The following is a 19,558-nucleotide window of genomic DNA, read 5'->3' on the forward strand; positions in this document are numbered from 1 at the left end:
AAGAAGAATGAAAAAATTAGCATTCGCCGCATGTGTAGTGGCATTAGCGGGTTGTTCTACGCCCCAAGTAGAATGGCAGCAAGATAATCAAGTAGAAGTATCTGCAGCAACAGTCACAATGAAAAGCAACCTTTGGCACAACAAGATGCCAACGATTGGAGAGACCCAAGATAAGACTCTGCATGGTGCAATCTACCTAGAGTCAGACTCACAACTGCCAGCAACGCTTGCGGTTGAGAGTGTTACCGTTAAACAGGGTGCAGACACCTTATTGGTAACAGCTGACGATCTTGATTTAAGAACACATAGCGAAACTCAATGGGAAGTCGCTTTTGTGTGGCAACTAGAGATCGACAGCGACAAGCCTGTTGATGTGGCGGTTGAACTGAAAGATGGTGAAACCGTGAAGTGGCTAGTAGAGAAAGACGTTAAGGTTGATACGGTTTACTAAACCTTAGCGAACAATGAACAACAAAAAAGGGAGAATGCGTTGGCATTCTCCCTTTTTAATAACTATTGATTGCGCTTCTACTGTTCAAACACTAAGTGCTAAACGACTCGAAACGCGAATCGAATTAGTCTTCTAGGTCACCACAAAAGCGGTAGCCTTCACCGTGAATCGTTGCGATGATTTCTGGCGTACCAGAAACAGATTCAAAGTGCTTACGAATACGACGGATTGTTACGTCTACAGTACGATCGTGTGGCTTAAGCTCACGACCAGTCATCTTCTTAAGAAGGTCTGCACGTGTTTGGATCTTACCTGGGTTCTCACAGAAGTGAAGTAGAGCACGGAACTCTGAACGAGGTAGCTTGTAGCCTTCGCCATCTGGGCTAACCAGAGAACGACTGTTGATATCTAGTACCCAACCGTTGAACTCATACTTTTCAACGCTACGCTTTTCTTCTTGAACAGAGCTTGTGCTCATTGAACGGTTAAGAAGGTTGCGTGCACGGATAGTCAGTTCACGAGGGTTGAAAGGCTTCGTGATGTAGTCATCAGCGCCGATCTCTAGGCCAAGGATCTTATCAACTTCATTATCACGACCAGTTAAGAACATAAGCGCTACGTTTGCTTGCTCACGTAGTTCACGCGCAAGTAGTAGGCCATTCTTACCTGGAAGGTTGATGTCCATAATTACAAGGTTAACTTGGTTGTCAGATAGCACTTGGTGCATCTCTTCACCGTCGCTAGCCTCAAAAACAGCATATCCCTCTGCTTCAAAAATACTCTTTAGAGTGTTACGAGTTACTTGCTCATCTTCAACGATAAGAATCTGCGGGGTTTGCATTTGGCGGTACCTAAATTTGTGACGAAACTGTGCTAATAGAATAAATTCTAGGCAAAAACATAACATACAGGTAATGTATTTTTGATGATAACTTAAAGTTTTCAAAAAAACACTTACTTCCAGCTATCTGCCTTCCTTGAAGTATTGCCCAATAACGTAGATCCAGTACGCCTTTCAATCATTCTTTTAGTGATTGGAGAGGATTCTATAATGTTAACAGCATGCTAACAACGCGAGAATGTTAATTCCATTCACTTTGTTGATTTACATCAATTGCCGTATCGCAACAAACTTTAATAGTATGGCTACAACTTAACCAATGTTATGGTGATTATTTAGCACCAAAACAAGAATGATTATTCGAGATGTTTCGCACATCTTGCCTGCTAAAGACCGTATTATGAACCAAGGAAGCTGAAAGCTGTCCTAAGAGTCTAGTAGATAAATATGCTCAATCAACTTTTATTGAGTAATAAATTGAGCATAGAACAATGAAAACAAAGGATTAATTTTAATAACATATAAAAGCATAGAGGTTAGCCTGACTAAACAGGTAACGCCTTACTCACGGAGGATATATGCACGATATAACACCCGACTTATGTGATGAGTTTGAAAGCGAAGTCACCCTACTGAACATGCCATTGCAGAACTTCGGTCAACGTGGTGCGTTCTTTGGAAAAATTGTAACAGTTCGTTGTTACCACGATAATTCCAAGGTTCGCGAGATTTTAGAGACCGATGGCTGTGGCAAAGTGCTTGTCGTTGATGGAAATGGCTCATGCCAAAAGGCGCTGCTTGGCGATCAGCTCGCTATTCTCGCGATAGAGAATGGTTGGGAAGGCGTGATTGTGAACGGTGCGGTGCGTGATGTTGGCATGATGTCGCAAATGGACCTTGGTGTTCAGGCGCTGGGTGCATCGCCATTCAAGACCGAGAAACGCGGCGTCGGACAAGTGAATGTTACGCTCTCTATACATAATCAACTGATTCAGCCTGGTGACTATATTTATGCCGATTGGAATGGCGTATTAATTTCATCTGAGTTGTTAATTGAGTCGTAACTAACTCAAATTTAATTCCGTTGTTAGATTAGATTGGGGAATGGTTTGTGATGTGCTGAAAGCTTGGGGCTCAATTCGGACTAATCAGTAAATAAAGAACAAGCGAAAGAGATTAAAAGCGAAACCCTAATCCCACTTCAACACCTTGCTGCCACTCTTCATAGTCAAGGGTGGCATGCAAATCTAGATTATCAGTCAGTTGCACTCGGCTGGAAACCTCTGCGGCTACCGATTTCTCATTGTCTTCGGTTTCATCTTTATAGGTGTGTAAAGAACTGTTGAAAGAGACTCTTTCTGAAAACTGATAACTGACACCACTTAAGAATCCACTTTCCTGTTTCAGTGCCGCACTATTGATACGTGTACCCACGTAAAGATCCACATCTGAAAACAAGCTATAAGAATAGCCACTGTCTATTTTCCAAGTATCGAAGCTTTCACTTGACGCGTTTTGTGTGGAGATAAAAAATTTATGAGAAGAACGATCTATTTGAGAAGGAAGTAGAGGCAAACTATTCGCTGAACAAACAACAGGCATAGCAAAAGCCAAAAGAATAAGTAATCTCTTCATTTCCCACTCCTGATGTCATTATTATTGTTCTTCGAACGTTATCGTTCAATTAAAGCACAGAACTTGTGCGTTCGCTGCACTATCGATATAGCATTTTGTTATGACTATATATGCAATTGATCACTCTTGCTTGTTCAATGAGTAAATCCAGTATCTTAAGTGAAGGTTTATACAGGGTGTTTTATCCCTTAAATGACGGTTTGCTCTGAAAAACGGTGCGAATGTAAAAAAAACGCAACTTTTCATTGACGTCCAGTGGTAAAAATTGATACACGTAGAGTAAAGCACAAGCAGAGAATTTGATATGCAGCACTTAAGCCACCTAGTAATGACCACAACCATTATTATTACCGACATTAACATTGTTGGGGCAGGCTGCTAAGTAACGGATTTTAAAAAAAAGGCCTGTATCCAACAAGATACAGGCCTTTTTTTGTACCATTTTTATGACTTATGGAGAAAGGGATGCGCGTTTTAAAGTTTGGAGGTTCATCATTAGCTGATGCAGATCGTTTTTTACGAGCGGCTGATATCATCGCTAATAATGCCCAGCAAGAAGAGCTAGCTGTTGTACTATCGGCTCCAGGAAAAACAACCAATAAGTTGGTCGCTGTAATTGAAGCTGCACTTAAAAATGGTGAAGCAGATGCACAGATTACAGAGATCGAATCCTCATTCGCTGCACTGTTTGCAGATATTCAAGCCGTTGTTCCTTCTATTGACGGTTCCGCGTTCCAAGAGCAGGTGGATACTTCTCTTGCTCAGCTAAAACAGTTCGTGAACGGCATTAACCTACTGGGTATGTGCCCGAATCATGTTAATGCTCGCATCATCAGTAAAGGTGAGCGAATCTCAATCCAGTTGATGAAAGCGGTACTTGAAGCGAAAGGCCAACCAGCAAGCCTGATTGACCCAGTTCAATACCTATACGCTAAAGGTGATCACCTTGAAGCTATGGTCGATGTGGATGTTTCAACTCAGAACTTCCGTCAATCGCCACTTCCTAAAGGTCACGTAAACATCATGCCGGGCTTCACTGCTGGTAATGATAAAGGTGAGTTAGTAACACTTGGCCGTAATGGCTCTGACTACTCAGCGGCAGTTCTAGCGGCATGTCTACGTGCTGATTGCTGTGAAATCTGGACTGATGTAGACGGCGTTTACAACTGTGACCCACGCTTAGTCGATGATGCACGTCTGCTTAAATCATTAAGCTACCAAGAAGCGATGGAGCTTTCTTACTTCGGTGCTTCGGTTCTGCACCCGAAGACTATCGCGCCTATCGCGCAATTCCATATTCCTTGTCTGATCAAAAACAGCTTTAACCCACAGGGTGCGGGTACTTTGATTGGTCAAGACACTGGCGAAGATAACCTAGCAATTAAAGGTATTACTACGCTAAGTGACCTAACAATGGTTAACGTATCAGGCCCTGGTATGAAAGGCATGGTTGGCATGGCAAGTCGCGTATTCGGCGCGATGTCTTCGGCTGGCGTTTCTATTGTCCTTATTACTCAATCGTCTTCTGAGTACAGCATCAGCTTCTGTATTGAATCGGCTGACAAAGTGAAAGCGAAACAAGTGTTGTCAGACGCGTTTGAACTTGAGCTCAAAGATGGTCTATTAGAGCCAGTTGAGTTCATGGACGACGTAGCGATTGTAACGCTGGTGGGTGACGGTATGCGTACTTCACGCGGTGTTGCTTCTCAGTTCTTCTCTTCTTTAGCTGAAGTGAACGTCAACATTGTTGCGATTGCTCAAGGGTCATCTGAGCGTGCTATCTCAGCGGTTATCCCTGAAGATAAAATCTCTGAAGCAATCAAAGCGTGTCACGAGAACCTATTTAACTCTAAGCACTTCCTTGACGTATTCGTTGTGGGTGTTGGCGGCGTTGGTGGCGAACTTGTTGATCAGATCCAACGTCAGCAAGGTAAATTGGCTGAAAAAGGCATCGTGATTCGCGTATGTGGTTTAGCAAACAGTAAAGGTTTGTTGCTAGACAGCGATGGTCTACCGTTAGAGCAGTGGCGTGACCGTATGTCGAGTGCGACTGAAGAATTCAGCCTAGCTCGCTTAGCCGCTCTTGTTCAACGTAACCACATCATCAACCCAGTATTGGTTGACTGTACGTCTAGCGAAGGTATTGCTGCGCAGTACGCTGATTTCCTAGCGGCTGGTTTCCACGTGGTAACACCAAACAAGAAAGCAAACACAGCAAGCATGGCTTACTACCATCAGCTTCGTGAAGTTGCACGTAACTCACGTCGTAAGCTGATGTACGAAACAACCGTAGGTGCAGGTCTACCAGTAATCGAAAACCTTCAGAACCTTATCTCTGCAGGTGATGAACTTGAGAAGTTCAACGGCATTCTTTCAGGTTCACTGTCTTACATCTTCGGTAAACTTGATGAAGGTATGACACTAAGCCAAGCAACCAATATTGCTAAAGATAACGGCTTTACTGAACCGGATCCTCGTGACGATTTATCTGGTATGGATGTGGCGCGTAAGCTGCTTATTCTTGCTCGTGAAGCAGGCATGGCGCTTGAACTTGAAGATGTTGAAGTTGATCAAGCTCTGCCACCAGGTTTTGATGACTCAGGCACGGTTGAAGAGTTTATGGCTCGTCTGCCAGAAGCGGATGCTTACTTCCAAGAGCAGTCGGCTATCGCAGCAGAAGAAGGCAAAGTACTTCGTTATGTTGGCGAAATCGCTGAAGGTAAGTGTAAGGTTCGTATCGCTGCTGTTGATGGCGATGACCCAATGTTCAAGATTAAAGATGGCGAGAACGCATTAGCATTCTACAGCCGTTACTACCAACCAATCCCTCTAGTACTACGTGGCTACGGCGCGGGTACTGAAGTAACAGCAGCTGGCGTATTCTCTGATGTGATGCGTACTCTTGGTTGGAAATTAGGAGTTTAGGAATGAGTTCAAGTGATATGGATGTTGTCGTTTATGCTCCTGCATCAATCGGTAATGTCAGTGTAGGGTTTGATGTGCTGGGGGCCGCTGTGTCTCCAGTGGATGGCACACTGCTGGGTGACCGAGTAATGGTTAAAGTAGGCGATGAATCATTCTCGCTAAAAACAGCAGGCAGCTTTGTTTCTAAGCTGCCGACTGAAGCCAAAGAAAACATCGTCTACGACTGCTGGGTGGTGTTCTCTAGAGAGCTTGATAAAAAAGGCGTTGCGCTAAAGCCTTTAGAAATGACACTCGAAAAGAACATGCCTATTGGTTCTGGTCTAGGTTCAAGTGCATGTTCAATTGTCGCGGCACTGGATGCGCTAAATCGTTTTCATGGCCAGCCACTGAATGAGACTGAACTGCTTGCTCTAATGGGCGAAATGGAAGGTAAGATTTCAGGCGGTATCCATTATGATAACGTTGCTCCATGTTACCTTGGTGGTGTGCAGTTAATGCTTGAAGAGTTAGGTATCATTAGCCAAGAAGTACCGTGTTTTGATGACTGGTATTGGGTAATGGCGTATCCGGGTATTAAGGTTTCAACGGCTGAAGCTCGCGAAATTCTTCCTTCTCAATATCGTCGTCAGGATGTGATTGCCCATGGCCGTCATCTAGCGGGTTTTATCCACGCGTGCCACTCTGGTCAGCCAGAGCTAGCAACGAAGATGATCAAAGACGTGATTGCTGAACCATATCGTGAGAAACTGCTTCCAGGGTTTGCTGATGCGCGTAAATACGCCACTTCAGCAGGAGCACTGGCTACTGGGATCTCCGGTAGCGGTCCAACTCTATTTAGCATTTGCAAAGAACAAGATGTCGCCGAGCGTGTTGCACGCTGGTTAGAACAAAATTACGTACAAAATGAAGAAGGATTCGTTCACGTTTGTCGCCTAGATAAGCAAGGTTCGATCGTTACAGGAAGTGAGTTATGAAGCTGTACAACATCAAAGAAAATGACGAGCAAGTCTCTTTTGGCCAAGCCGTTCGTCAAGGTTTAGGTCGTAATCAAGGTCTATTTTTTCCATCTGAGCTACCAAAGTTTGATGATATCGATGCGCTGCTAGCAGAGGACTTTGTCCCTCGTAGCTCAAAGATTCTGTCAGCATTGATTGGCGATGAATTACCAAAAGAACAGATCGACCAAATGGTGGATGCAGCGTTCCAATTCCCTGCACCAATCAACCAAGTAAAAGACGGCGTTTACGCGCTTGAGCTTTTCCACGGCCCTACACTGGCGTTTAAAGATTTCGGTGGCCGCTTTATGGCTCAGTCTTTAGCAGCCGTTTCAGATGGTGGTCAAATCACTATCTTAACAGCAACATCAGGTGATACTGGTGCGGCGGTCGCACATGCTTTCTACGGCATGGAAGACATCAATGTTGTGATTCTTTACCCGAAAGGCAAGATCAGCCCATTGCAAGAGAAGCTTTTCTGTACGCTGGGTAAGAACATTCACACTGTCGCTATCGATGGTGACTTTGATGCGTGTCAGGCTCTGGTTAAAGACTCATTTGATGATGCTGAACTGCGTAAAGAGATTGGTCTTAACTCGGCAAACTCTATCAACATCAGCCGTTTAATGGCTCAGATCTGTTACTACTTTGAAGCGGCTTCTCAGCTGACTAAAGAGCAACGTGAAAACCTAGTTATTTCTGTACCAAGTGGTAACTTTGGTAACCTAACGGCGGGTCTATTGGCTAAAGCACTAGGTTTACCTGTTAAGCGTTTCATCGCAGCAACCAATGAAAATGACACGGTTCCTCGCTACCTAGAAACAGGTCAATGGGATCCAAAACCGACCGTTGCGACAACATCGAACGCGATGGACGTAAGCCAACCAAATAACTGGCCTCGTATTGAAGAGCTTTGCCAACTCAAAGGTTGGGGCTTAGATACACTAGGCAAAGGTAAAGTATCTGACGAGCAGAGCGCTGAGTCAGTTCGCGACCTAAAAGCACAAGGTTACCTATGTGAACCACATGGTGCGATTGCTTACCGTCTATTGGAAGAGCAATTGCAAGAGAATGAAACTGGCTTGTTCCTGTGTACAGCACACCCAGCGAAATTCAAAGAAGTGGTTGATGACATCCTAGGTTCTGATATCGAACTGCCAGGCCCGCTAGCAAAACACGCGGCAATGGAGTTGTTGTCTGAAGATCTTGATAACGATTTTGAAGCGCTAAAAGCAGTGCTTCGTCGAGTTCAACCGTAACGTCCATTTGTTTTTCGAACAAATAAAAACGGCGCTCAATGAGCGCCGTTTTTGTATTCTAATTTAAGCTCTAAAAATTATAGAGACTCAGTGAACGTACGTGCGATAACGTCACGTTGCTGTTCAGTTGTTAGAGAGTTGAAACGTACAGCGTAACCCGATACACGGATAGTTAGCTGTGGGTAGTTCTCTGGGTGAGCAACTGCGTCTTCTAGCGTTTCACGCTTAAGAACGTTAACGTTTAGGTGTTGGCCACCTTCGATGCGTGGTGCTGCTTCGATTGCAACTTCACGGCTTTCGTACTCGCCTAGGTCTGCAGCTGAGATAACTTGGTCAGCTTCGAAACCTGCAGTAGCAACAACACAACGAGCTTCATTCTTCTCGCTATCTAGTAGCCAGATTGAGTTTAGTAGGTCATCGTTTGCTGCTTTAGTAATTTGAATACCTTGGATCATAACTATCTCCTAGTCCACTGAATGTGGTTTGATTATGGTGTTAACTTTCGATTTTTATTGAGCTGAGTAATATATACCTAATATTAGTAAGGTTAACATTGATTTAAGTCAAAAAACAACCAAAAACCATATTTTTACAAAGGTGATTATCTTGAGGTAAATCAACAAAACCTTTGAAAACAAAGTAATTACAAAATATTTTAAAGTATAAAAAATATTTAACAGTTGTATTTGTTGTAAATTTACTACATTTGTTGTGTTTTTATTGAACAGCAACCGATACAACCCTTTATTTATTAAGCATTATGAAAGTGTAAAGTGATTTAATGACAAACAATAATTCATCCTCAAAACCGGAAACAAATATGAAGTTTATTGGCGCTCATGTGTCGGCTGCTGGTGGTGTTGATCAGGCGCCTATGCGTGCACGTGAAATAGGTGCCAATGCGTTTGCACTGTTTACCAAGAATCAGAGACAGTGGGCGGCAAAACCGCTAGAAGCGAAAACCATTAGTGCCTTCAAAGCCAATTGCAAAATGTTGGGCTTCGGTGCTGAGCACATTCTTCCTCATGACTCCTACCTTATTAACCTAGGAGCACCAGAGGAAGAGAAGCTAGAGAAATCACGCGCGGCTTTTATTGATGAGATGGAGCGTTGTAATCAACTTGGGTTAACGCTTTTGAATTTTCACCCTGGGAGTCATTTGAAGAAAATCTCAGAAAGCGAATGTTTGGCTAAGATCGCCGAGTCGATCAACCTAGCTCATCAAGCTGTACCTGACGTAATCGCGGTGATCGAGAATACGTCAGGGCAGGGCACTAACCTTGGTTGGAAGTTTGAACATCTAGCTGAGATTATCGAGCAGGTAGAAGATAAGTCACGTGTTGGCGTGTGCTTAGACACCTGCCATACGTTTACTGCTGGCTATGACTTACGTACAAAAGAGGCGTGTGAGCATACTTTTGCTGAGTTCGACCGCATTGTGGGTATGCACTATCTAAGAGCAATGCACATCAATGATTCAAAAGCTGAGTTCGCGAGTCGAGTTGATCGACACCATTCTTTAGGAAAAGGTGAAATTGGCTGGGATTGTTTTGAGTATATTGCTTCTGATTCTCGCTTTAATGGTATCCCTCTTATCTTGGAAACGATTGATTCGACGATTTGGAAAGAGGAAATTCAACAACTTAGAATGTTTCATCGCTCAGCAACGGTAGTCAGCGAAGAAGCGTAATAATAGAAGGGAAAATTTATTTCCGTCTATTTCTAAAAATTGGCACCTTTCTTTCATAACATTAAAGTGAATATGTAGTTCACGATGTCTTAGAGGAGGTGCCTTTATGTATTCAATCACCCAAACTTCAACTGTTGCTGTCGCAAGTCGTTTACCAACACCAAACCGTCACGTGCATAACCATGGCCACCATCGTACACAACAGAAAAGTGGTTAATCGAGATAAACACAACTTGAACTGATTATTATGATTCATCAACAAGTGAACCCTACACATCATGTTTATTGATAGCTGTATGAGGTATAACTAGATCCTTATTTAGGAGAGTTAGCCGATACAGCTATTTTTTTGTCTGGCGAAAGCCGCTAGAAACCTTGATGATTGGGAAGTAAAACGATGAGCGCACCAAAAACTTGGGAATCCATTATTAATGATGAACGTGACAAGGAGTACTTTCAGAGTGTCCTCGCGTTTGTTGAGCAGCAACGTAATAATGGGAAAACCGTCTACCCGCCACAAGATCAGGTGTTCAGTGCCTTTGATATGACGCCTTTCGAATCCGTGCGAGTAGTTATCTTAGGGCAAGATCCTTATCACGGTGCTAACCAAGCTCATGGTTTAGCATTCTCAGTCCTTCCTGGCGTGAAAATCCCCCCTTCTCTACGCAATATGTACAAAGAGCTTGCACAAGATATAGAGGGCTTTGAGATTCCTAGTCACGGTTATCTCGATTCTTGGGCATCGCAAGGGGTGTTGATGTTGAACACCGTTCTTACAGTAGAAGAGGCAAAAGCACACTCACATGCGAAATGTGGTTGGGAAACTTTTACTGATGCCATGATTGCTGAGCTCAATCAGCGTTCTGAACCGATCATCTTTTTGTTGTGGGGCGCACACGCCCAGAAGAAAGGCCAAGCGATTGATGAAGACAAACATCAAGTGTTGGTTGCACCTCACCCATCGCCATTATCGGCACGTCGTGGCTTCTTCGGTTGTCAGCATTTCTCAACAACCAACAAGTTACTTTCTTCTATGGATCAACAACCTATTGACTGGTGTTTACCAACAGAAGTGTAGGTTGGTGGTTTTCTGAGCCGGGTCAAATCATAAATCAGTATCTTCGTATACACTTATAAACAGTGGGTGTAATGGAGTGCAATACTATGATGATTGAAAGGATAAGACGAGAGCATGGCTATATGGCTCGTTTGCTCGCGATACTCAACAATAAGTTAGAGCTTCTAAAACAAGAGCGAGAAATAAACTATAGCTTGATCGCAGAGGTGGTTGATTACCTGATGAACCATTCGGACAAAGTGCATCACCCTAAAGAAGACGTTATTTATCGCTACTATCTTAAACAATATGGCAGTGATCAAGCGATTGAAGACTTGGAGTTAGAGCATCAATTGCTTTCTGAGAAAACGGCGGACTTTTTAGGCGTGGTCGATATGATCCTTCAAGATGCGGTGGTTCCTCAGCAAGTCTTTATTGAGCAGCTTGAAGCGTTTGTTAAGGCTCAGAGAAAGCACATGGAATATGAAGAGAAGCATGTGCTACCAATGATTGTTGAGGCGTTCACGGTTAAGGATTGGCAAGAGGTTGAGTCACAGTGGCTTCAACCAGAAGACGACCCTGTTTTTGGGGACACGATTGCTGACCAATATCGCCAGCTCGCAGCTCGCGTTCGACAAAATGAGCAAGAGTGCGTTTAGTTAATATTAAGAGTGAGTCACACCTATTTCGAAGTGCCTTCTATATTAAGAGGTGACTGTTTGAGACTCCCTCTATATTAGTTGATTAGTTCTTAGTGCGGCGCTTTGAACGGATGCGATAGTCTAAACAATAAAAAAGGCACCTTTATAGGTGCCTTTTGCTATCTGATTTCTTATCGTGCTGATTAAAGCTTTATATCGTCAAGGCTAAAATCGAGACCGAGATTCATCTCTCTTAGCTCTTTCTCAAGCTGCCTGCGATCGTTGATGGCTTCGATTTCACGCCACTTACGCTTAAGTGGTTTCGAGCGTGTTTTTTGAGTTGCACGAGGCATTTCTAGTTCTGATACTTCATCGAATTGAAAGCTATCCATAAGCCATATCTCCTTCCGTGGGACTAGTTCTTACGAACCATTAAATATCATATTTAGGTTCACCATAACCTTGATTTATTTCTCATTTGTTTCAAATCTATGAAGTTTTTGTTCTGTTTTTTTATGCATGCTCACACATTGAGGGACTTTTTATGTATAAAAAACAAGCAAACAAACCTAAGTAAACGATTAAATTAGGGGTTATTGAATGTTAATTCATTGTGCGAATGGAATAGTGTTTTGCCTATAATGCATTGAAGTGCACATAGTGCTATGCGGTATAGGGATCTCATTGGCCTAGAAAAAAACGAAGATCTTCACTATACCTTGTAAAACCTAGGCTGACGTCATTTTTATGGGATGGTGTTCTTGTTGGGGCGGAGCCGTGGCTGTTGTTGATATTATGTCCCGATAATGTGACTTTTATTGGGCTGTATTGTTGAAAGTTGTGTTAACAAAAGGTGTGTTATTAGTGAAATGTCATTTTAATATAAATGCATTTGCATATTGATTTTTAAGTCGTCTCGCTGCATTATCCGCCCGTCAAAAAATACACTGATACGTAAAATGGATGCATGAAGCGACATTTACAATCTAGATCGCAGCAAATAAATATAAAACGAATGCCGACACAACATTGACACTGGCATAGGCGATTTAGAGGAAGGCTAGGAAGCATGATCGGTGCTTAAACTCAATTACGAGGTTCACGTGACAGACTTAATCAATTTGATGAACGATCTCCTTTGGGGATCTATCTTAGTTTACTTACTGGTTGGTGTGGGTATCTACTTCACTGTACGACTAGGCTTCATTCAATTCCGCCATTTCGGCCACATGTTCTCTGTTCTGAGAAACAGCCGTAAAGCAGACAGTGCTGGTATCTCTTCTTTCCAAGCTCTTTGTACTAGTCTCGCTGCTCGTGTAGGTACGGGTAACATGGCAGGTGTTGCTGTAGCTCTAACCGCAGGTGGCCCTGGTGCTATCTTCTGGATGTGGCTAATCGCCATGCTAGGTATGGCAACATCGTTTGCTGAAAGTACACTGGCACAGCTATACAAAACGCGTGATAACGACGGTAACTACCGCGGCGGCCCTGCATACTACATGGAGAAAGGCCTAGGCATGCGTTGGATGGGGGTTCTATTCTCTATCTTCCTAATCATTGCATTCGGTCTTGTATTCAACGCGGTTCAAGCAAACGCGATTGCAAGCGCAATGAACACAGCATTTGACCTTGAGCGTAGCTACGTTGGTGTTGGTATCGTAATTATCTCTGCATTCGTTATCTTCGGTGGTATCCGTAAGATTGCACGTACTGCAGAAATCATCGTTCCAATCATGGCATTGGCTTACCTAGCGATCGCTATGTACGTGATGTTCGCGAACATCGAGAAAGTGCCTGAAGTATTGGCTCTTATCTTCAAGAGTGCATTCGGTCTGCAAGAAGCAGCGGCGGGTGGCCTAGGTTACGCAATCGCACAAGCGATGATTAACGGTATCAAACGTGGTTTGTTCTCGAACGAAGCGGGTATGGGTTCTGCGCCAAACGCAGCAGCTTCTGCTACGCCTTACCCACCACACCCAGCATCACAAGGTTACGTGCAAATGCTAGGCGTGTTCATGGATACCATTGTTATCTGTTCAGCAACAGTAGCAATCATCCTGATGTCTGGTGAGTATGTACCACACGGTGAAGTTACGGGTATCGAACTAACGCAACGTGCACTAACAGCACAAGTTGGCGAATGGGGTGGCATCTTTGTAGCGGTAGCGATTTTCTTCTTCGCTTTCACTTCAATTATTGCAAACTACTCGTACGCTGAAACGAACCTTATCTTCCTAGAGCACAACAACAAGAAAGGCCTAGTGCTGTTCCGTATTGTTGTACTGGGTATGGTTATGTTCGGTTCTCTAGCGACACTACCAACGGTATGGGCCCTGGCTGACGTATCGATGGGCCTAATGGCGATTGTTAACTTGGTGGCGATTATCCTGCTATCAGGCATCGTGATTAAGCTAGCGAAAGACTACAACCGCCAACTAGACGCGGGTAAAGTACCGACATTCGATTCGAATGACTTCCCTGAGCTTAAGTCTCAACTGGAAGACGGTATTTGGGACAACAACAAGAAATAATCTTGTTGGAGCGATAAACCGCTCATCCTAAAATGATTAGAAAGGCTAAGGTTTCGACCTTAGCCTTTTTCTTTGCCTGTCATTTGTCTCATTCTGTCTATCAAAGCTTATTCTCCCTATCGAAGCTCATTCTTCCTATCAAAGTAATAGGAAGAGTCATAAAGACAAGTTGATGTTTTTTCTATACTCTAGCAGCATCCAGTTAGATAACCGATTAGGGTAAAGTTATGTTAGTTGTCGTTTCTCCAGCCAAAACACTTGATTACGAATCACCATTAGCGACTGAACGCTTTAGTCAGCCTGAGTTTGTTGAACACTCTGCTGAACTGATTGAAGAGTGCCGTAAACTGACGCCAGTCGATATTTCTGCACTGATGAAGGTGAGCGATAAAATCGCAGGGTTGAACGTAGCGCGCTTTGAGCAGTGGAGCGAGACCTTTACCCAAGACAACGCACGCCAAGCAATCCTAGCCTTTAAGGGCGATGTATACACTGGCTTAGATGCTGAGACGCTATCGGATGAAGATTTTGACTACGCACAAAATCACCTGCGCATGCTTTCTGGGTTATATGGCTTGCTTAAGCCGTTAGATTTGATGCAGCCTTACCGTCTAGAGATGGGCACACGCTTGGCGAATGCTCGTGGTACTAACTTGTACCAGTTCTGGGGCAACATCATTACAGACAAGCTGAATGAAGCGTTGAATACTCAAGGCGACAATGTGTTGATCAACCTAGCATCTAACGAATACTTTAAAGCTGTGAAGCCGAAGAGCTTGGATGGCCAAGTGATTACCCCTGTATTCAAAGACTGTAAGAACGGTCAATACAAGGTGATCAGTTTCTATGCGAAGAAAGCGCGTGGCATGATGGCTCGCTACATTATCGAGAACAAGATCAACTCGGTCGAGGCGTTGACCCAGTTTGATACGGCGGGTTACTACTTCGTTGAAGAAGAGTCGAACGCGAAAGAGTTAGTCTTCAAGCGTGAAGAGCAAAACTAGACGTTATTGATTAATGGTCGTCACGCTCTATGGCGAGATGCCAACCAGATAGAGAAAAGCCCCATGCAGCGAACTGCATGGGGCTTTTTATTGAATCGTTGAAGCTATTAGATTATTTCTTCTTTGCTGCTTTCTTTTTCTTCGCAATTTTTTTCTTTTTCGCGATTTTTTGTTTCTCTACCGCTTTCTTATCTTCTTTCTTCGGCTTCTTTTTCTTAGTCACGGCCGCTTTCTTATGCGTAGGGCGCATGCCTTCGATGAAGCGTTCTTTGATTGGTTCGTCTGTGTAACGAGCCACACGTTCAATCATCAGTTGATCGTGCGCTTCAATGATAGAAACCGCGTTACCTTTTTTACCAGCACGAGCAGTACGGCCAATACGGTGTAGGTATACATCAGCAGTACGTGGCATGTCGTAGTTGATTACGTGGCTTACGTCTGGAAGGTCGATACCACGAGCCGCAACGTCAGTCGCTAGCAGTACGTTGACAGAACCGTCACGGAAACGAGCGATCGCGTTGTTACGACGATCTTGAGGCATTTCACCTTGGATCCACGCACATGGGATTTGCGCGCTTTCTAGTTGAGCACGAAGATCACCTAGGCGATCACGCGTCTTCAAGAATACGATGCTACGCTCAGCTTGCTCGGTGATGATGTGCTTTAGGATGTTCAGCTTGTGCTCTGCTGTATCTGCACGGTGGTACCACTGAGTGATCTTCTTACGCTCACGAAGTGATGATTTCGCATCGATCTCTGCTGGGTTTTTCAGTAGATCTTCAGTGAAGCCTTCAATGCCTTTACCTTCTAGCGTTGCTGAGAACAGTAAAGTTTGTTTACGCCAGCGACACTCTGCAGATAGACGGTCAACAACAGGACCAAAGCCCATGTCTAGCATACGGTCGGCTTCATCTAGAACTAGCCATTCAATTGCACGACAGTCAAAACGCTCGCCTTCAATGTATTCCATCAAACGACCAGGTGTTGCTACTACGATATCTTGAGTTGTGCTTAAGATATCTGCGTGCTCTTGGTACATAACACCGCCCGTGATCGTGAAGATATTTAGGCTAGTGTATTTAGCAAGCTCACGTGCTTGTTCGGTGATCTGCATTGCTAGCTCACGCGTTGGCGTCAGGATAAGCATACGAGCAGGGCCAGATTTCTTACGTGGGAAATCCAGTAGGTATTGCAGTGCTGGCAATACAAATGATGCTGTTTTACCAGTACCTGTTGGCGCAGAAGCCAAAACGTCTCTTCCATCTAACGCTTGTGGGATTGCTTCAGCTTGTATCTGTGTTGGACGTTCGTAGCCCATTTCGTCAATTGCTTTAAGCAGCTCTTGGTTTAGATCGAGTTCTGCAAAGGTTCTGATCACTGTTGTTTCTCCACAAGCAATAAATGTTTCTGCCTCAAAAAGCAGACGATAAAAAAGAGTAGTCGGACATTATAGAAGCATTAGTGATTAGGATCACATGGTATTTGCTACATCTTGAGATAAAAATCTTTCGTGAGCGCAATAAATGCTTCGCTATAACTACCTTGGTGGTGAATTGTAAGCGATTCGCGCTGCAAATCTTGCTCGCAGGCAGGATCTTTAGATAACTCAAATAGAATTCGGCTAGCCGGTTTCTTACTTGTTGTTCTCACATCAAGGCGTTTTGCTAGATACCAACCACATTGCTCGGCAAGCTTGATAAAACCTTCCCCCTCAGGCGTCGGTAGGATGAAACTGGCCGTCGCGGCTTCGGTTGTGATCTCGAAACATCGCTTAGCAAGTTGCAGGTGATCCAAGCTATCGGTATGTCTGGCGGTGGCTCTTTGGCTTTGCTGCGCCTGTTCTCCAGAGTTGAAGTAGGGCGGGTTACAGATGATCGCATCAAACTTTTGTGGAAAGTCGACCGTTAACACGCTGCCGTGATGAAGCGAGACACGATTTTGCCAAGGCGACTGCTCAATATTGACAGTGGCAGCATCAATGGCGTGTTGATCAATATCTATCGCAGAGATTGAAGCATCCTCAAAACGCTGTGCAGCCATCAAGGCCAGCAGGCCTGTTCCTGTTCCAATATCGAGTACACATGATCTTTGTGGCAGGCTTACCCACGCGCCAAGTAACACGCCATCGGTACTGACTGGCATACCGCTTTGCCCGCCGTAAATTGAGAATTGCTTAAAATTGAAGCTTTTAGTTTGCACTGTTTTGTCTTTTATTAATGTTCTGAGTATCAAGATATTTTAAGTGATTAGCTCTAATGTTAACCGCTTGTATGAATCAATGTTCTGCTTGGGAAACTATTGTTGTGAATTATGGTTAGTTTATAATTGTGGCTATTTTTCCATAGCCAGTGTAATCCACTGCTTTTTGTTCTCATATGCAAATTTATATGGTGTTTTTGTGTGGTGACTTGCAGCTAGCCAAGTGTTTCGTCATTATGCGCGACTATTTTATAGATTGATTGGCAGCTTTTAGCTGTAACATTCATGTAAGCACAACATAAACTCATAAATATAATTAAGGATTATCTGTGAAACAGAGTCTAAAACTAACAGATATAATGGCATTGGGCTTTATGCTTTTTGCGTTTTTCTTGGGTGCGGGTAACATCATCTTCCCACCTCTAGCTGGCCAATTAGCCGGTGATCACTTCCTTCCAGCGATGTCTGGTTTTCTGCTGACTGCCGTTGGTCTGCCGTTAATCACTATCGTCGCGGTCGCTGTGGCTGGTGGCTCTTGGGGTCACTTAACTAAAGATCTTCCAAAGCAAGCTGCAACTATCATGGCTGTTCTGATCTTTATCATTATCGGTCCTGCATTTGCTGCACCACGTACTGGCCTTGTTGCCTATGAGATGGCGGTGAAACCGTTCTTCATCGATGCCTCTCAAGCTCACCTAACTCTCTTTTCGATTGCATTTTTTGTAGTAGCGATGTTCTTCTCATGGTCGCAAGGTAAGCTTATTGACGTTATTGGCAAGGTACTGACACCTGCACTGTTCGTTGGTTTGGTTGTACTGGCGATTGCTGTGTTCGTTAACCCTCAAGGTGATATTCTTGCGGCTCACGGTGAGTACATCACTCAACCACTGACCAAAGGTTTCCTTGAAGGCTACAACACCATGGATACTTTTGCTTCTTTGATGTTTGGTATGCTGATTGTTGATGCAATTCGTAGCAAGGGTATTACTGACCGTGCAGCGACGACTAAGTACCTAATTAGCGCGGGTTGTATTGCCGCAGCGGGTCTAGCGTTTGTTTACATCTCTCTATTCTTCCTAGGCGCAACAAGTGCAACAGTCGCAGCTGGTGCAGACAATGGCGGTGCTATCTTAAGCCTATACGTTCAATCGTTGTTTGGTCCTTCTGGTCAGCTAGTGCTTTCTGTGATCGTACTATTAGCGTGTCTAACAACGGCGATTGGTCTTGTGTCAGCATGTTCGGATTACTTCAGCTCGCTAACGCCTCTGTCTTACAAGACTTGGGTAATCATCAACGGTGTGGCTTGTGCAACCGTTGCAAACGTTGGTCTTTCTCAACTGATTTCTCTGTCTGTTCCAGTACTATTTGCATTGTACCCAGTCGCTATCGCGTTGGTTGCTCTGACATTCTTGCGTAGCCGTTTCCCTAATCCAAAAGTGGCTTACCGCGTAGTAGTATTAGTGTCACTGCTGTTTGCTCTTATTGATGGCGCTAAAGTAGCGGGTGTAGACGTGTCTGCACTTAAGATGCTGCCACTGTTTGAGATCGGTATGGGTTGGTTGCTTCCAACGACTGCTGCAATCATCTGTATGTTCTTCGTTGGTAAATCAACAGAGCAAGATATGGCTGAGGAGACTGTTTAATCTTCCGTTGAGATTAGATTGTTCTTCGAGATGAAATAGAAAAGGCCTCATTACTTCGCAGTAATGAGGCCTTTTTGTATTCTGTGGTCTTTTTATATTCAGCTACTTAGTTAGGTGTACTTCTGTTTGGTTATAGCTTTTCGCTGTACTCAACCAGTACTTGCTCAACCCAGCTTGCGATACGGTCATCGCTAAGCTCGTATTGTGAATCTTCATCAAGCGCCAAACCAACGAATTGAGATTGGTCTTCCGTTAACGCTTTAGACGCTTCGAACTCGTAGCTGTCGTCGTTTGGCCAGAAGCCAACAAACTCTGCTCCAGCGGTTTTCAGTTCATCATGCAACAGACCCATCGCATCAAGGAACCATTCGCCGTAGCCTTCTTGGTCACCTAAACCAAACAGAGCCACAACCTTGCCTTTCATTGGCGTGGTTGCGATGTCTTCCCACAGTTCATTCCAATCTTCTTGGATTTCACCGAAGTCCCAAGTCGAGATGCCCAGCAATAAAAGGTCGTAGTCCGCCATCAATGAAAGAGGGGTTTCTTTCACGTTATGGATATCAACTAGGTCTTCACCAATAATGCCGCGAATTTTCTCTGCTGCCATTTCTGTGTAGCAGGTGGTTGAGCCGTAAAATAATCCAATTTTCATAGCAAACGTTCGATTTTAATTTCAGATGGCGAATT

General features: G+C 44.0%; 18 protein-coding genes, 1 pseudogene and 1 other annotated feature. Of the genes and pseudogenes, 11 read left to right on the plus strand and 8 right to left on the minus strand.

Annotation, left to right across the window (positions count from 1 at the left end; genetic code table 11):
• Positions 1 to 7 precede the first annotated feature (7 nt).
• On the plus strand, positions 8 to 451 hold the full coding sequence (locus CWO27_RS09935) for a hypothetical protein (RefSeq protein ID WP_048658047.1): 444 nt from the start codon (positions 8 to 10) through the stop codon (positions 449 to 451).
• Between the two features lie 124 nt (positions 452 to 575).
• Here the strand turns inward: CWO27_RS09935 and arcA are convergent, their stop codons facing one another.
• Together arcA and CWO27_RS23765 are read right to left on the minus strand one after the other, a co-directional pair.
• On the minus strand, positions 576 to 1,292 hold the full coding sequence (gene arcA, locus CWO27_RS09940) for a two-component system response regulator ArcA (RefSeq protein WP_004741534.1): 717 nt from the start codon (positions 1,290 to 1,292) through the stop codon (positions 576 to 578).
• Between the two features lie 429 nt (positions 1,293 to 1,721).
• A pseudogene (locus CWO27_RS23765) lies at positions 1,722 to 1,823 on the minus strand (ribonuclease activity regulator protein RraA); the annotation flags it as partial.
• 47 nt (positions 1,824 to 1,870) lie between these two features.
• Here CWO27_RS23765 and CWO27_RS09945 point away from each other — a divergent pair.
• A complete protein-coding gene (locus CWO27_RS09945; protein ID WP_048658048.1) occupies positions 1,871 to 2,356 on the plus strand; it encodes a putative 4-hydroxy-4-methyl-2-oxoglutarate aldolase in 486 nt (161 codons plus the stop codon).
• 112 nt (positions 2,357 to 2,468) lie between these two features.
• Here CWO27_RS09945 and CWO27_RS09950 read toward each other — a convergent pair whose 3' ends face one another.
• Positions 2,469 to 2,927: a hypothetical protein gene (locus CWO27_RS09950; protein WP_048662672.1), complete on the minus strand. Its 459-nt coding sequence runs from the start codon at positions 2,925 to 2,927 to the stop codon at positions 2,469 to 2,471.
• Between the two features lie 317 nt (positions 2,928 to 3,244).
• Positions 3,245 to 3,363, plus strand: a sequence feature (Thr leader region).
• A 29-nt stretch (positions 3,364 to 3,392) separates the two neighbouring features.
• Between CWO27_RS09950 and thrA the strand changes: the two genes are divergently transcribed.
• From thrA to thrC, 3 genes are read left to right on the plus strand one after another with little or no spacing between them, the layout of a single operon-like run.
• Positions 3,393 to 5,852, plus strand: a complete 2,460-nt coding sequence (gene thrA, locus CWO27_RS09955; protein WP_102432148.1) for a bifunctional aspartate kinase/homoserine dehydrogenase I — start codon at positions 3,393 to 3,395, stop codon at positions 5,850 to 5,852.
• 17 nt (positions 5,853 to 5,869) lie between these two features.
• On the plus strand, positions 5,870 to 6,826 hold the full coding sequence (gene thrB / locus CWO27_RS09960; RefSeq protein WP_107898933.1) for a homoserine kinase: 957 nt from the start codon (positions 5,870 to 5,872) through the stop codon (positions 6,824 to 6,826).
• Positions 6,823 to 8,106: a threonine synthase gene (gene thrC / locus CWO27_RS09965; RefSeq protein WP_017059314.1), complete on the plus strand. Its 1,284-nt coding sequence runs from the start codon at positions 6,823 to 6,825 to the stop codon at positions 8,104 to 8,106. Before thrB ends, thrC begins: the two co-directional genes overlap by 4 nt.
• Before the next feature lie 77 nt (positions 8,107 to 8,183).
• Here thrC and grcA read toward each other — a convergent pair whose 3' ends face one another.
• Positions 8,184 to 8,561 (minus strand): autonomous glycyl radical cofactor GrcA, encoded by a 378-nt coding sequence (grcA, locus tag CWO27_RS09970; protein WP_017059315.1) that lies wholly within the window; start codon positions 8,559 to 8,561, stop codon positions 8,184 to 8,186.
• Positions 8,562 to 8,887: 326 nt separating this feature from the next.
• Here grcA and nfo point away from each other — a divergent pair, with 326 nt between their 5' ends.
• The 3 genes from nfo (at position 8,888) to CWO27_RS09985 (ending at position 11,512) form a co-directional block, all read left to right on the plus strand.
• Positions 8,888 to 9,796 carry a deoxyribonuclease IV gene (gene nfo / locus CWO27_RS09975; protein ID WP_048658052.1) on the plus strand — a complete coding sequence of 303 codons (909 nt, stop codon included), beginning with the start codon at positions 8,888 to 8,890 and terminating at the stop codon, positions 9,794 to 9,796.
• A gap of 397 nt (positions 9,797 to 10,193) precedes the next feature.
• Positions 10,194 to 10,874 carry a uracil-DNA glycosylase gene (gene ung, locus CWO27_RS09980; RefSeq protein WP_057621958.1) on the plus strand — a complete coding sequence of 227 codons (681 nt, stop codon included), beginning with the start codon at positions 10,194 to 10,196 and terminating at the stop codon, positions 10,872 to 10,874.
• An 86-nt stretch (positions 10,875 to 10,960) separates the two neighbouring features.
• Positions 10,961 to 11,512, plus strand: a complete 552-nt coding sequence (locus CWO27_RS09985) for a hemerythrin domain-containing protein (RefSeq protein ID WP_048658054.1) — start codon at positions 10,961 to 10,963, stop codon at positions 11,510 to 11,512.
• Between the two features lie 185 nt (positions 11,513 to 11,697).
• Here the strand turns inward: CWO27_RS09985 and CWO27_RS09990 are convergent, their stop codons facing one another.
• Positions 11,698 to 11,886: a DUF3545 family protein gene (locus CWO27_RS09990; RefSeq protein ID WP_008224353.1), complete on the minus strand. Its 189-nt coding sequence runs from the start codon at positions 11,884 to 11,886 to the stop codon at positions 11,698 to 11,700.
• A 711-nt stretch (positions 11,887 to 12,597) separates the two neighbouring features.
• Between CWO27_RS09990 and CWO27_RS09995 the strand changes: the two genes are divergently transcribed.
• Together CWO27_RS09995 and yaaA are read left to right on the plus strand one after the other, a co-directional pair.
• Positions 12,598 to 14,025, plus strand: coding sequence for an alanine/glycine:cation symporter family protein (locus CWO27_RS09995; protein ID WP_032545312.1), 1,428 nt, complete (start codon positions 12,598 to 12,600; stop codon positions 14,023 to 14,025).
• Between the two features lie 227 nt (positions 14,026 to 14,252).
• Positions 14,253 to 15,029, plus strand: coding sequence for a peroxide stress protein YaaA (gene yaaA, locus CWO27_RS10000; RefSeq protein WP_107898925.1), 777 nt, complete (start codon positions 14,253 to 14,255; stop codon positions 15,027 to 15,029).
• 112 nt (positions 15,030 to 15,141) lie between these two features.
• Here the strand turns inward: yaaA and srmB are convergent, their stop codons facing one another.
• Positions 15,142 to 16,407 (minus strand): ATP-dependent RNA helicase SrmB, encoded by a 1,266-nt coding sequence (gene srmB, locus CWO27_RS10005; protein ID WP_048658056.1) that lies wholly within the window; start codon positions 16,405 to 16,407, stop codon positions 15,142 to 15,144.
• Positions 16,408 to 16,514: 107 nt separating this feature from the next.
• Entirely contained in the window at positions 16,515 to 17,243 is a 729-nt protein-coding gene (locus CWO27_RS10010; RefSeq protein ID WP_107898934.1) for a tRNA1(Val) (adenine(37)-N6)-methyltransferase, read from the minus strand.
• A gap of 314 nt (positions 17,244 to 17,557) precedes the next feature.
• Here CWO27_RS10010 and brnQ point away from each other — a divergent pair, with 314 nt between their 5' ends.
• A complete protein-coding gene (brnQ, locus tag CWO27_RS10015) occupies positions 17,558 to 18,871 on the plus strand; it encodes a branched-chain amino acid transport system II carrier protein (protein WP_107898926.1) in 1,314 nt (437 codons plus the stop codon).
• Between the two features lie 130 nt (positions 18,872 to 19,001).
• On the opposite strand, the gene fldB is transcribed toward brnQ, so the two are convergent.
• Positions 19,002 to 19,523, minus strand: coding sequence for a flavodoxin FldB (gene fldB / locus CWO27_RS10020; RefSeq protein WP_019820572.1), 522 nt, complete (start codon positions 19,521 to 19,523; stop codon positions 19,002 to 19,004).
• Positions 19,524 to 19,558: the final 35 nt, after the last annotated feature.

Origin of the sequence: Vibrio sp. 10N.286.51.C3 (assembly GCF_003050065.1) — a bacterium.
GTDB lineage: Bacteria > Pseudomonadota > Gammaproteobacteria > Enterobacterales > Vibrionaceae > Vibrio > Vibrio crassostreae.